Raw genomic sequence first — 13,610 nt, 5'->3', positions numbered from 1 at the left:
TTCTAACTCAGTATATCTAATTATACTCTCTCCAGCGATACCCACATTCTTTGCATTTAAAAAATCGCGTCGGGGGCTCGTCTGCAGACGCTGTCTGTTTGATTGTATACCATGCTTCAGTATGCCCGCAACTCTCACAGATGACATCATTCGCAGTAGGCTTACCTTCAAAGCTCATTCCTTCTTCAGTTTCGATAACATCATCATCAGTCTGTGTTTCAGTACTCACAAATTCAGCTGCCCGTTCCTCATCCTTTTGTGCTGTTGCACCACAGCCTGAACAGACCATTTTCCCATCTTGGCTTTTCATCATTGAGCCACATTCATCGCAAAACTGCATAGTTACCAATCAATAATTGATTTGCACTCTTGTACTCTTCTGTTGCTTTTTATCATCAGTCCATCAACGACAACCATACATAAGGAGCACATCGAATGCGAATTGTGTCTCATTATCATTATTTCTCTTGGTGGTCTTTGTTGATGAGCCCGATTTTGGACAGTATAAATCGATTTCACATCTAGTGCTGTCGACAGTATTTAATATCATGCATTACATAGTGTAGTGTGAAATGTCGGATGTCTGCTCGACGTGCGGGCTCCCTGAGGAGCTTTGTGTCTGTGAAGACGTTGCAAAAGACTCCCAAGAAATCGAAGTCCGCATCGACGAGCGCCGTTACGGTAAGGAGGTAACGATAATCGAAGGATTCGACCCAAATGATGTCGACTTAGACAGTCTATCATCTGATCTGAAAAGTCAGTTTGCCTGTGGTGGAACCGTTGAAGATGGGGCTGTCGAACTGCAAGGTGACCACCTTGAGGGGGTCGAAGAATTTCTCCGCGATCGGGGGTTCAATGTAGTGTAAAAGCTCTTTCCTATTTCTGATTCCCCTTTGTAATATGTGCTATGTGAGTTGCAACTACGATAATCTGATCTGATTCTATGATGTTGGTGTATTCACTATGACCTTATCTTGAAAGCAGTCCTTCTTCTTTGGCTAACAGTAGCCCGTTAATCGTAGCATCATTTGTCGGTGGCTCTCTAGCAACATCCACCGCCTTCTCTGCTGGAACTGTTTTCACGGAAAGAAACTCGTTGGTATCTCGTTCAGGCGTTCCAGACTCAAGTTGATCTGCGAACACAATTCCCCTTCTATGCCGCAAAACCCCAGTTGCAACTGCGTAGTCCTGAATTAATTCCGTTTTTCCGGGAATATATCCTGTTTCTTCGCGAAGTTCTCGCTTTGCGGCGGCAATATAATCCTGTTTGCGAACTTGATCGTCGGAAGCACCTGAGTGTTCATCTACAATTCCAGCTGGTAATTCGTCTTGTTGTTCTTTTATTGTTGGTCTATACTGTTCGACAAACACTACTTCATTTTCTGGGGTCACTGCAACAATAACGACCGCTGGCGGAAGCGATGCCCAATAATATTTTTTGGTACTTCCGTCTGGTTGCCTTACTTTATCATATCCTCCAGTATACCATCCGGTCTTGTATTCAACAGCCGAGTCAATCTCCGCCCACGAATCTGTATCCATGTCAATCAATATGCTTGACTTGCTTCTGGGCGTTTCGGTTGCGGAACGGGAACGCGAATTATTCAGGACCTCACGATTTTACTGTATATCTCCCCGAAGGCCTGTCGCTGAAGTGTAGCAATTGCAGCATTCTGCTGTGCCTGATATGTAGCAGCGATTGCTTGTTGACCAAATACATGCCAGACTACATTATCAACGTTCTCGTTGCCAATCTCTCTGATATCACCATCAAAACCTGCTTTCCAGTCTTCATATTCAGCTTTTGTCCCGACAGAAACAGTCAACAATGATGCAAACATCGCATCACGAGCAGTCTCAATAACCTCTCCTGAAACTCGTTGATCATATTCCTCCGGGTCAAGTGCAATGGCCCGTGCTACCTCTTTGACCACAACTTCCGATGGCATTGACAACTCTTGATAGATGTCACTGACTTCTTCTGGTGTCTCTGGTGCGATAACCCCGACTGTATGCATGTCTGTACCTTCGGTTGTCAGGCACATACAGATTATGAATCATCATGTTTTTCGCTGCGGCCTTGTGTGATCCGTAACTGGCATTGACATAACAATTGCATCAGATCCATCTTGATAATAGTTTGAGCGAACTTCGACAGCAGAAAACCCAACTCGTTCGTAGAGCTTTCGTGCGTTATGATTTGTTTTCCTCACTTCAAGCATCACTATCGTTACTCCTGTGATTGCTAAGGTAGCAATTGCATGCTGTAACAACCGTGTTCCGATTCCATTTCCCCGGTATTGAACTGCGACAGCAATATTCTTGATATGACCTATATTAATATTGTTTGCAATGGTTGCGTCAGCAAGGACATATCCACAGACAGTTCCATCTTCAGACTCGGCAACAAGGAAACTGTCAGCATCCAGGTAACGTTCAAATGACGTTCGTGGCCATGGATTTGGGAACGCCTGCTGCTCAATGCGTTCAATTTGTGGAAGATCTGCTCTTGTTACGTCTCTGATTGTGATGCCTTCTTCTAACGTCTCTTCTGAATCTGTCACACAAACATGTATAAGGCTGTTTGCTTGTTTTGTCTATCGGTAGTGTGTTGAAATACCTCAACGAAACAATCTCTTCTTAGTCGTCTGCGACTGATTCTGATCCTGTTGCTTGTTGTTTCGTCCAAGCTAACTTTCCACCAGCAGCTAGCATGTCACGTTCACGCTGTGATGCATCAAGAATAGCAGTCGCTTCCCACTCATCATTAACCCGTACGGTAAATTCTTCTTTCCCATTTAAGACGCCCTTCCGAACGTCATCAACAACTTCAATCGTGTCACCTTGATTAATTCGCTCGTAAGTCTCTTCATCAATAACCAGCGGAAGCAGGCCAAAATTAAAGAGGTTTGCTCGGTGAATGCGAGCGAAACTCTGTGCAAGAACTCCTTGTACTCCCAAGTACATTGGACACATCGCAGCATGCTCACGAGACGAACCTTGTCCATAATTTTCACCAGCGACAAGGAATCCACCTTCAGCATTTTCCGCACGTTCTGCGAAATTCTCATCTACACGGGAAAGTGTGTACTCTGACAGTTTGTCGATGTTCGACCGGTACATTAGGATATCCTGCGTCGCCGGGATAATGTGGTCCGTTGTAATATTGTCTTCCATCTTCAGCAGATTTGGACCCTTCATGGTTGACTCAAGAGAGTCACGAAGAGGGACATCTCCAATGTTCGGACCTTTCACTAATTCATCATCTGGGGCTTTATTCGGTGTAATAATATCTGTATCGCCTTCAGCACCGGCTGTACTGTACTTATCTGCCAATTCAATACCTGGTGCCTCAACGGAATCAGACTCCTCGGCTAAATCCCGTGGATCAACAATCTCGCCGGCAATTGCGGCCGCCGTAGCAACCTCAGGTGAGCAAAGGTAGACGTTGTCTTCTTCAATTCCGGACCGCCCTTCGAAGTTCCTATTAAATGTACGCAGGCTCACCGAGTCTGAGGCTGGGACGTGTCCAATACCAATGCATGGGCCGCAGGTCGATTCTGAGAAGTTTACTCCCGCAGCCATCATTTTTGCAACCCATCCCTCTTTCGCAAGCATCTTGCTTGCCTGTTTGGAGCCAGGTGCAACTACCATTTCAGTCGTCTCATTCACCGTGTTACCTTCAAGCATTTTCGCGGCCGGAAGTACGTCCTCGTATGCCCCGTTTGTACAAGACCCAACAATTACTTGTTCGACATCCTTTCCAGCTACTTCTTCGACTGGAACAACATTGTCAGGCATCGACGGTGCCGCAATCAGTGGTTCGATCTCAGATAAATCAACAACAATTTCCTCGTGATACTCAGCATCCTCATCTGGCTGAAGTTCAGTATAGTCGTCTTCTCGACCTAACAGAGAGAGGAATTCTTCTGTCTTTTCATCAGTTGGGAAGATTGATGTCGTTGCTCCCAACTCGGTACCCATGTTGGTGATCGTTGTCCGCTCTGGAACAGTCAGTGACTCCACTCCGGGTCCTGTATATTCAAGTACTTTTCCAACTCCTCCTTTGACGGACAGCCGACGAAGCAACTCAAGAATTATATCCTTAGCTGTTCCCCATTCTGGAAGTTCTCCCTCAAGTCGAACATTGACTACTTCTGGCATCTCAATATAATATGGGGCACCTCCCATTGCAACGGCAACATCAATACCTCCGGCTCCGATTGCTAACTCTCCGAGCCCACCGGGAGTTGGTGTGTGTGAGTCACTACCGAGTAGCGTCTTTCCTGGGGCGGCAAAGTTTTCTTTGTGAACCTGGTGGCAGATTCCGTTTCCTGGGCGTGAAAAGTAAGCGCCGAACTTTCCGGCTGCAGATCGCAGAAATCGGTGATCATCTGTATTCCGGAAATCGAACTGGTAAGTCTGGTGGTCACAATACTGTGCTGCAAGTTCTGTCTGTACCTCATCAATATCCATCGCTTCGAACTGCAACCAGACCATCGTTCCAGTCGTGTCCTGTGTCAGTACCTGATCGATCTCAATCCCAATCTCTTCTCCTGGTTCCAACGTTCCCTCAACAAGGTGATCCGACAGGATTTTTTCTGTAATGGTTTTGCCCATGTTATCTGTCATCAGTAATACTCACATATAAATTTCTGGAAACAGGTTGTCATTCAGTCATAGGTCACCTCCAAGCTACCTTCCCGAAACCAACGGTTGAGGGAACTACAAAATCCTCGACCCACCGTGCCTACGGTTGTTTCCCTCGGTTTGCTGCATCGAAGCGTGGAATCTATACGACGACGCTACTCAACTACTAATATGCCGACAAGTGACTGGGGAGACTGGCTCCCAAATGCAATTGCTGAGGCAACACCATCAACAACTACTATCTGGTATCTTGGCTGTAACGGTGCTGTACTCAAGGGCTCAAACGGCACTACGCTTTTTATTGATCCTTATCTTGGGACAGGAGATCCCCCCCGAACTGTACGAATGATCCCCGTTCCATTTAACCCAGAGGATGTTGTTGATGCTGACGCAATCCTTGCTACTCATGAACACTCAGACCACGTCCATCGTGAGACGAAGGTCCCAATTATGGAGGAAACTAATGCAAAAATGTATGCTCCTCCAGCGTCGCTTGATGTAACAGATGAAGAAAGTTGGCTCGAACACGGGGAATTGACCGAAGAACAATTTGGTTTGGTTGAGTCAGGAGACACTATTACCGTCGGTGAGTTCACGATCCATATTGAACGGGCTCACGATCCTGACGCGACCGATCCAGTTGGATATGTTATAGAACATGAGTCCGGCACATTTTTTCATGGTGGCGATGCTCGTCCCAGTGACTACTTTACTGAAATTGGCGAAAAATACGATATTGATCTTGGAATGCTTGCATTCGGATCGCGAGGAATGATATTGGACAAGCAAACCAGAGAGCCAAAAGAAACCAAATGGTATAATGACGAAAATGAAGTTATCAAGGCAGCAAATCAACTACAACTTGATCGATTACTACCAAGTCACTGGGATATGTGGCGCGGATTAACCGCAGATCCAACTGCGCTACACGAGCATGCTAGCTCTTTTAAATATCCACGATCACTGGATATCGCACGAATTGGTGACACTATCGAACTCTAGTCCTTGAGGGCGGTCCTGTTGGACTAATAGGAGATAAAGGTATCACGAATATATTCACAGTTTCGCGGTACAACCTTTATCTTTTCAGGTATATTACAAACAGACAATATGAGTACGTATACACTAGACGACGAGATTATCCTTGAAGAAGATAACATTCAAGTTACAAAATCATTTAGTGCTGATGAGCTTGCTGTCCCTGTTATTCGACTTCGAATTACCTCGGAACACGATACAGCCCGTAATATTCAGGTAACCGACACCCTCCCTCCATCCTTTTCGATGGACGACATCGGGTTTCATCCAAAGTACGATAAAGACCGGTGGACTGCTTATCAGGATGGCCAAATTGTTTATGAGCGTACAATTTCTCCAGGAGAGACAGTTGAAACTGTCTATGGAATTCGTATTGATGACCCTGATGAAGCTTCTCCGTTTATGAGAACTCCTGAGCTTACTGTATCCGAAAATAAATCTGACATTGAAGCCCCTGCACAGGAGGCAATCACCTCTATTGAGGACATTGCGCCAATTGAACAATCTCAATCGGTCAAAGACATGCTTTCTACGACAGGTCCAGGAGAATCTGCCGTAGAACAATCGTCTACTACAATACCAGAAGGCACAAGCCAATCTCAGTCTGGTTCACCAGATGTTGCACAGCATGCCAGTTCATCCAACCCGTCTGCTGAAGCTGATACCTCATCATCTAGTACCCTTGTGTCTGATATTACAGATGAGATCCAATCTGGAGAGGTAGACGAGGATGAAATTGAACAACTTCGTGAGGCACTGGGGCTTGAGGTAAGTCGGTCTGTTAATGCGAAAATCGATCACTTACAAAAGAGAGTCGAGAATATTGCTGCATACGAATCTGCTCTGGAAAAATTGGTTGATGCAGCAAGAGATGACACTCTCGCAGACTTAGAGAAAAATACCTCAGAGCTAGCTAAAGAAGTTAACCGTCTTGACCGTCGTCTTGACGAAATTGAAACGAAACTATCAGAACGTGACGTTAATACTCGGCTTGATTCACTTGCTGCAGATGTAAATCGTCTTGAGGCAGAATTCGAATCGGATGACTTACCAGATGCACAGGAAGTTGATGAACTTGCAACCCAAGTAGATAATCTCACAGAAACAATTGATCAACAACAGGAACAGCTGGATGAATTCCGTGCTTGGAGAGAGCAGCTGAGCGACATGTTCTCAGAATAATCTAAAGATTTTTATTAGTTTGTTCGTGAAGTTGTTTTTCTTCATCTGATTCAATTGCTATATCCGGCACAGATACTGGTGCCCCGTCTTCGTCAATCGCTACATATGTTGCTTTTGCAGACGTGATGTGTTCTGTTTCACCGGACTCAATGTGCTCACGATAGGCTTCAAACCATACGTTGATACTCGTGTTCCCAGTCTGATAAGCATATGATCGTATTAGCACGATACCTCCAAGTGGAACAGGACATTCAAAGCTAATCGGGCCCATCTGTGCTGTTACAACTGTTCCGCCTGCTACCCGCATTGCTGACATTGCACCAACTTCATCCAGCCACTTCATCACCGTTCCACCGTGTACGGTTCCATTATTGTTTGTATCACTTGGTTGAACATGAAACCGATTTTCAAGATACGTATCCATCAGATTTGGCATATATAGCCTTGCGACAGCGTTTGCAAGAAGGTTCCGTATTCGACCAGTACAGAAATAAAATTTTCTTATATTATGGCCACACTTTACATCGTTTCTCTATATTTCTCAGTAGTCAATAACAAATTGCGCCGAGGTGCTCCCTTTAGACCGTGCTTGCTGCATTAGTTAATTCTCTTTAGAAATCAGATGTCGGATATATTTCTCAACATGGTTGTCGATTCGTCGTTTATATCCCTCCTGTCGAGCCAAACGATCTAGTTCTCGTGACACATAACTTCCGTACTGAAGTGCTTTTTTGTCTCTATAGGCTACCTCTTCAGGAAGCTTTGTCTCTGCAATTTGTCGTAACCCAACCTTTCGCTGATCATCAGCAATCAGCAGCTCCTCCGGTAACTCGAGCGCAGCAGATACCACTCTGTCGTCTAAGTATGGACAAATCGGCGTCACTGAAGCGTTTTTTATCGCACGCATGTCTCGTTCCATTTGATCTGGGATCGTTTTCAAAACCTCATTTCTAGCTTCTCTAATCGTTGTTGCCGAAACTCTGGGATCATTACTTGCATTTGCCACTTTTGCATATCCACCAAATAATTCATCGGCTCCTTGTCCCAGCAGCAACTGGTCGAAGCCGTCATCTGCAACTTGCTTAGCTGTCAAGTACAATGGCAATGCAATAGTCACATCCATTGTATTTGTTCGACCAATTGCATTAACTACTTCCACCGTTGCATCTCTAAGCTGTTCGTGAGTTAATTCAATTATCTTCAGATTTCGGTTTAGTGTCGCTGCTGCCTTCTTAGCAGCAATTATATCTTTACTTCCCTCAAATCCACACACATACAGTGGCCCTTCGGTTGCTGCCGCTAGATATGCTGAATCAACCCCTCCTGAGAAAGCAACTGGAATGGTAGGGTCAACGTCCGCAATGGCCGTCTCTATTGCAGTACTGAGTTGCGCAAGTGCGGTCTTTCTTTCTGTGACTGGATCTGGATTTGGAAGATTCCAAATCTGCTCCTGTTCCTCTTCTGTAAGCGAATATCTGTATCCCGCTGGAACGAGTTCTGGCTCTTGTAGTTGACCCGGATCAAATGCCCATTTCCGACCGACTCCTTGTTTTGGTTCTGTTTCAATGTATATCAACTCCCTTCCGAGCACATCTCGAATGAGGGCTCCATCAATCTCCCCAGCAAATCCTCGTGTTCCTGGAAATGGATTTTGTCCTTCTATCGCACGGCGAGCTTCATCCTGTGATATTCCGTTTATTGTCATCTTCGAAGTTTTTTAACACGCCGCTTAACCCGTCGTCTGATGCCGCCTGCAGCCTGTCGAAAACTAATATGCCATGGTGTCCGGCGGGCATCAATCTCTGTTTTTCCATCTTTGATTGCGTTGACGATTCCTTCAACCGACCGATCAGTTGTGTTCACAATTGTCTTGGCTTGTCCGACCATCTTGGCTATGTGTGCATCGCTTCCTGCTGTCATCGGAAGGCCATATGCTTCAGCGTACCATTTTGCCTCTAAGTTCCGTATCCCAAACAGTGTTCGTGAGTTATATATTTCAATTGCATCTGCCATAGCCATTTCCTCTTTTGATATATGTGCCCCTACTCCGTGTCGGTATTCTTGAAACGGATGAGGAAGCACCGCAATACCATCTTGGCTGTGTATCTGTCTAAGTGTCTCTTGAAAAGAGAGTCCCGGCTTGACTCGATCAGTTATCCCTAATCCAAGGACATGACCAACCTTTGTGCTAATCTCAATACCAGGAATCCCAACCATTCCCTTTTTTTCAGCCAGTTTTGCTGCTTGAAGAGATGCGTCTATTGTATCGTGATCCGTCACCGCAAGACCATCCAATCCAACTCTGTCAGCTTGCTCGACAAGCGATTCAACAGGATCACGCCCATCATGCGAAGCTTCGGAATGTGCATGCAACTCGACCGACAGCACAGTAATTTCTTCAACTGCTGGTTAAAAAAGTCTCTTGATACAGACAGCATATAACTTATTGACTAACTTTTACAGGCTACGTTCCTGTTCTCAAGGAGCCACGCAGTGAGTGGAGCGACTGAGTAGCGCGGTAGGGCGAGGATACAGCTGTCGGTCAGCCTACGTAGAACCATTCAAGTTAGGTAATACCGGATCACAGATTGTGACGGTTTTTGATCATGAGGCTGGCTTCGAACGAGATTATACCCGTGGACAGACTCCATTCTCCCGTCACCACCAAGTATGTCAGGGCATGGCCGACCCACCGCTTGCGGATCATGGTACTGCTTTAGAGCTACGTCAACGGCTGAACCTGCGCAATTCCTCTGATTAACATCTTTCTACTTCCGAAGAGGTTAGTTTCTGCCTTGCTAGGCTTGTAAGTATTCTCTTAGAAAGCCATTTATTGCATCTCGGGTAACACCTATCTGAATGAGCCTCTCTGTTCCAGACCGGGAGTTAATTACTGAAACACTTGGTCGTGAGCCTACAAGCGAGGAGGCGGCACTGTTTGAAAACCTCTGGAGCGAGCACTGTGCATATCGATCCTCACGACCGTTGTTAACTGCGTTTGATTCGGACGATGACAACGTTGTCGTTGGGCCGGGAGACGATGCAGCAGTTGTTGAACTACCCAACAGTGAGACGTACATCACGATGGGAATTGAAAGCCACAACCATCCTTCATATGTTGATCCCTACGACGGAGCTGCGACAGGTGTAGGAGGTATTGTCCGAGATACCATGTCAATGGGTGCTTATCCAATCGCATTAGCCGATTCTTTGTACTTTGGTGACTTTGAAGAGGAACACTCACAATACCTTTTTGAGGGTGTTGTTGAAGGTATTGCAGACTATGGTAATTCAATCGGGGTTCCTACTGTCGCCGGTAGTGTTGATTTTCACTCAGGATATGAAGGAAATCCACTTGTCAATGTTGCCTGTGTCGGCGTCACTTCTGAAGATCGGATGCTTCGGGCAGCAGTAAACGAATCAGGAAATAAACTCGTTTTAGTTGGTAATGCGACGGGACGTGATGGGCTCGGCGGTGCTAGCTTTGCCTCAGAAGATCTGAGTGAGGACGCCGAAACAGAAGATCGGCCGGCAGTTCAAGTTGGGGACCCATATGCAGAAAAACTGCTTATCGAAACGAACGAACAATTAATCGATGAAGACCTTGTGGAAGCTGCTCGAGATCTCGGAGCAGCCGGTCTTGGTGGTGCAACCAGTGAAATGGCAGCCCAAGGAGACCTTGGTGCACACATTCAACTTGAGCGAGTTCACCAGCGAGAACCAGGGATGAACGCTCTTGAAATCCTCCTTGCTGAGTCTCAAGAGCGGATGTGCTATGAGGTTACACCTGAAAATGTCGATAGAGTTGTGGAAGTCGTTGAAAAGTACGACCTTGGATGCTCGGTAATTGGAGAAGTTGCAGATGGAAACTATGTTTGTACATTCAACGGCGAAACAGTCGTCGATGTCCCTGCAGAATTCCTTGCGGAAGGAGCGCCATCACATGATCTACCCACTGAGCCGTCACCTTCTCCAGAAACAAATATTCCGAATAATGTCGATATCGAATCAGCCTTTGATACTATTATTGGACATCCTTCTATTGCCTCGAAGGAGTGGGTCTACAGACAGTACGATCACGAAGTCGGGACCCGCACAGTAATTCCTCCCGGACATGATGCTGCACTGCTTGCAATGCATGAAGCTACTGCTGGCGACGAAGAAATAGCGGTTGCTCTTTCCGCTGGTTCTGCACCGAACTGGACAACTTCTGCACCATACAGCGGTGCACGCGCTGTTGCAATTGAGAATGCGACGAATTTAGCAGTACTCGGAGCAACTCCACTTGCTGCTGTTGATTGCTTAAATGGTGGCAATCCTGAGAAGCCTGATATATATAATGCATTCTCTCAGACTGTCGAAGGATTGGCCGATGGATGCAAAGAACTCTCTGTCCCAGTTGTCGGTGGCAATGTTTCATTATATAATGACTCCCCTGCAGGCCCGATCCCTCCAACTCCAACCATCGCAATGACAGGAGTAAAATACGGGTACGAGACGCCGGATATTACCTTGGACACTGACGGAGAGATTCTCCTTGTTGGGGACTTTGGAATTGAGACAACACCGTCTCTCGGTGGATCTCAGTATCTGGAATCATTTGGTGGAAGTGACCAGTTCCCAACTCTGCCTGACACTCCTCACGAAGTAGTTTCGAATCTTGCTGAGGTTGCTGAGGATGACCACACGGTCGCAATGCATGATGTTTCACATGGTGGCCTCGCCGTCGCACTCGCAGAGATGATTGACTCTAATGTAGGCGCTGAAATTGAACTATCGAATACTAGCATAGGTCCTGCTTTGTTCCATGAACAGCCGGGCAGGGCCATTATCCAGACAACTGATCCAGAACAAGTGCAAGAACAATTTGATGGTATCGCGCCTGTAGTTCGGATTGGCCATGGGACGGATACTGGCACACTCTCGATTACCATCGATGGACAGACGATTACCCGGTCTGCTGAACAAGTTACAGAGCTTCGATCAGCAATTGACCAAGAAATGACATAGGCATAGTAGACCTTCCTGTCAGCTAGGTGAGTCTGATACGCGGTGAACTACTTCCGTGGTCAGTGTGACCGTCAAATCCGCAGCTTCCATTGCCGTTTCTCCAAATATAAATAAAATTGGCTCCATGCCAAACTTTCCACGATGATAACACACCTTTGGCACCTCTCCAAGTTGCTCAAATATCTCTCTCATTCCTGACCGATTCTCTTTTTCTGCTTCAAATTCATGAACGGTTATTCCTCGGCCTTGCGCCACTTCTACTAATTGCTCATCCGTCCGTAGGTTCAGCCCTCCCCGGATATCTGAATTAACAGAATTTGCAGCAAGAATCGCTTCTGCGACATTGACCGATGCGCCAAATTCTGGCTCAGCAGGTACTTGCACTTCTCCACCAACCTGCTTGATTCTGCCGGGTATAGCGGCAACATCTGTAATGTCAGTTGCTCCTTCTAGTGCTGTTCCGATATTGGTTCCAACTGCTGGAATAAACGATTGGAGATGTGGACAGGAGCTCAACCGATACGCTGATCGTTCTACTGATTGAAGTGCATCGCGTCTTGCAAGTATAGAGGATGATGTATTTCCGTGCAAACAGAGATCACAATCGTGATCCTGCAGTTCCGGAACTGCTTCCTGATGTAAGTCACAGATGACTCCTCCAGCCCGCTGGTCATGTACTAATACGAGTAATTCCGCTAGTGCATCTATTTGATTCAGATCGTCAGCCTGAAACCCTTCGGCAATTTCTTTCACTGTCTTCTGTACGTCAGGATGATTTAACACTCGCTCTTCCTGAGCTGTTCGTCCATTTAGATGATTACTTACAGCTGCCTGAGTAATCCCCAACCGTTCTGCAATTTCTTTCTGAGTATAGTCATGTTCGCTCAACTCCTCTGCCAGCATGGCGCGCACGGTCGGCATGAACTTGTCAGCAATCACCTCGCTTGGGAGCCGAAGAACCATACATGGCCATCTACTTGTGGTATGAATATATATACTTCTATTCCTACTAGATGATCATGCAATTTATGATTATCTGAGTAAACAGATATCTGTCATAAATCTCACTCGTACTTACTATTCCTGTTCGGACTGTGTCTCAGGCGGTTCAGGAAGCTCAATATCTTCTTTTTCAGCCAATGCAGTGAGTATCTCCTGCTGATACTCCACTTTCTGCTCTAATTCCTTAATCCGCCGGTTTGTTTCGTCAGCGGTTTCTTCTAAGCCTGTAATCCGTTCTTTCACAGCTTTAAACTGCTCAAGTAGTGTTTCTGCTGTTTCCGTCAGAACCTGGATTTTCTTTGCTGTGCTTCCCAGTCCCATGTCTACTCATTTAATTATTTTTGCTGTTATGTCTTGTGTCCGGAGAACGAAAGGCCCTTAAAAATGGTTCACGTATGTATAAATGGACTAGGCCGGGCAGCTAGGCCCTGCTCGTAAACCCGCACTCAGGTCTTCAGCGGGGGCCGAAACCCAGTGGCGTCCGGTCGGAACTGATCGGGTCCTGGGAGCCAACATAGAAGCCTCGTCCATCGGGGGCGACGGACCACGGTGACCATCTGCAGGGATGTCTCATCGTGGTTAACCGGCGGTAATCCATCAGGCGCGGAAGCGAGCAGTGGACTGCCGGACAGTTGTCGCTCGATGGGTAGCGGGGTGGAGGAGGCAACCGGGTTTCCCCGATCAAGGATGACTGGGCAATTCTGGGAGTCCTTTTTTATTTTAGGAAA

Annotated in this window: 14 protein-coding genes and 1 other RNA gene; 5 read left to right on the top strand and 10 right to left on the bottom strand. The window is 46.4% G+C overall.

Translation table 11 applies throughout. The annotated features are described in order from the left end of the window. Nucleotides 1–16 precede the first annotated feature (16 nt). Entirely contained in the window at nt 17–340 is a 324-nt protein-coding gene (locus K0C01_RS00700) for a transcription factor S (RefSeq protein ID WP_221170167.1), read from the bottom strand. A gap of 232 nt (nt 341–572) precedes the next feature. On the opposite strand from K0C01_RS00700, the gene yciH reads away from it, so the two are divergent. After that, nucleotides 573–866, top strand: coding sequence for a stress response translation initiation inhibitor YciH (gene yciH, locus K0C01_RS00695; protein WP_221170166.1), 294 nt, complete (start codon nt 573–575; stop codon nt 864–866). A gap of 103 nt (nt 867–969) precedes the next feature. Here yciH and K0C01_RS00690 read toward each other — a convergent pair whose 3' ends face one another. From K0C01_RS00690 to K0C01_RS00675, 4 genes are all read right to left on the bottom strand, one after another. After that, nucleotides 970–1,542, bottom strand: a complete 573-nt coding sequence (locus K0C01_RS00690; RefSeq protein ID WP_221170165.1) for an NUDIX hydrolase — start codon at nt 1,540–1,542, stop codon at nt 970–972. A 62-nt stretch (nt 1,543–1,604) separates the two neighbouring features. Beyond that, the gene (locus K0C01_RS00685; protein ID WP_259372381.1) at nt 1,605–2,045 is read right to left on the bottom strand and encodes a DUF5809 family protein; all 441 of its coding nucleotides are present in this window, start codon (nt 2,043–2,045) and stop codon (nt 1,605–1,607) included. Nucleotides 2,046–2,060: 15 nt separating this feature from the next. Beyond that, nucleotides 2,061–2,564, bottom strand: coding sequence for a ribosomal protein S18-alanine N-acetyltransferase (gene rimI, locus K0C01_RS00680; RefSeq protein ID WP_221170164.1), 504 nt, complete (start codon nt 2,562–2,564; stop codon nt 2,061–2,063). Nucleotides 2,565–2,640: 76 nt separating this feature from the next. Then, nucleotides 2,641–4,620, bottom strand: a complete 1,980-nt coding sequence (locus K0C01_RS00675; RefSeq protein ID WP_221170163.1) for an aconitate hydratase — start codon at nt 4,618–4,620, stop codon at nt 2,641–2,643. Nucleotides 4,621–4,821: 201 nt separating this feature from the next. Between K0C01_RS00675 and K0C01_RS00670 the strand changes: the two genes are divergently transcribed. Both K0C01_RS00670 and K0C01_RS00665 read left to right on the top strand, forming a co-directional pair. Further along, on the top strand, nt 4,822–5,652 hold the full coding sequence (locus tag K0C01_RS00670; RefSeq protein ID WP_221170162.1) for an MBL fold metallo-hydrolase: 831 nt from the start codon (nt 4,822–4,824) through the stop codon (nt 5,650–5,652). 108 nt (nt 5,653–5,760) lie between these two features. After that, nucleotides 5,761–6,870 carry an AAA family ATPase gene (locus K0C01_RS00665; RefSeq protein ID WP_221170161.1) on the top strand — a complete coding sequence of 370 codons (1,110 nt, stop codon included), beginning with the start codon at nt 5,761–5,763 and terminating at the stop codon, nt 6,868–6,870. A 1-nt stretch (nt 6,871) separates the two neighbouring features. On the opposite strand, the gene K0C01_RS00660 is transcribed toward K0C01_RS00665, so the two are convergent. From K0C01_RS00660 to K0C01_RS00650, 3 genes are all read right to left on the bottom strand, one after another. Continuing rightward, the gene (locus K0C01_RS00660; RefSeq protein WP_221170160.1) at nt 6,872–7,306 is read right to left on the bottom strand and encodes an acyl-CoA thioesterase; all 435 of its coding nucleotides are present in this window, start codon (nt 7,304–7,306) and stop codon (nt 6,872–6,874) included. Between the two features lie 165 nt (nt 7,307–7,471). Continuing rightward, nucleotides 7,472–8,569: an asparagine synthase C-terminal domain-containing protein gene (locus K0C01_RS00655; protein WP_397541152.1), complete on the bottom strand. Its 1,098-nt coding sequence runs from the start codon at nt 8,567–8,569 to the stop codon at nt 7,472–7,474. A 2-nt stretch (nt 8,570–8,571) separates the two neighbouring features. Further along, the gene (locus K0C01_RS00650; RefSeq protein WP_221170158.1) at nt 8,572–9,258 is read right to left on the bottom strand and encodes a CehA/McbA family metallohydrolase; all 687 of its coding nucleotides are present in this window, start codon (nt 9,256–9,258) and stop codon (nt 8,572–8,574) included. Nucleotides 9,259–9,729: 471 nt separating this feature from the next. Here K0C01_RS00650 and purL point away from each other — a divergent pair, with 471 nt between their 5' ends. Next, nucleotides 9,730–11,880 (top strand): phosphoribosylformylglycinamidine synthase subunit PurL, encoded by a 2,151-nt coding sequence (gene purL, locus K0C01_RS00645; RefSeq protein ID WP_221170157.1) that lies wholly within the window; start codon nt 9,730–9,732, stop codon nt 11,878–11,880. 18 nt (nt 11,881–11,898) lie between these two features. Here the strand turns inward: purL and K0C01_RS00640 are convergent, their stop codons facing one another. Next, nucleotides 11,899–12,843, bottom strand: coding sequence for a thiamine-phosphate synthase family protein (locus tag K0C01_RS00640; protein WP_221170156.1), 945 nt, complete (start codon nt 12,841–12,843; stop codon nt 11,899–11,901). Nucleotides 12,844–12,957: 114 nt separating this feature from the next. Beyond that, on the bottom strand, nt 12,958–13,203 hold the full coding sequence (locus tag K0C01_RS00635) for a DUF5798 family protein (RefSeq protein WP_221170155.1): 246 nt from the start codon (nt 13,201–13,203) through the stop codon (nt 12,958–12,960). A gap of 80 nt (nt 13,204–13,283) precedes the next feature. On the opposite strand from K0C01_RS00635, the gene ffs reads away from it, so the two are divergent. Continuing rightward, nucleotides 13,284–13,597, top strand: an RNA gene (ffs, locus tag K0C01_RS00630) — signal recognition particle sRNA. The last annotated feature ends 13 nt before the right edge of the window (nt 13,598–13,610 follow it).

It is taken from the genome of Salinarchaeum sp. IM2453, assembly GCF_019693215.1.
Lineage (GTDB): Archaea > Halobacteriota > Halobacteria > Halobacteriales > Salinarchaeaceae > IM2453.
The sequence above is the reverse complement of the archived record's forward strand: the minus strand, read 5'-3'. Positions and strand labels throughout refer to the sequence as shown.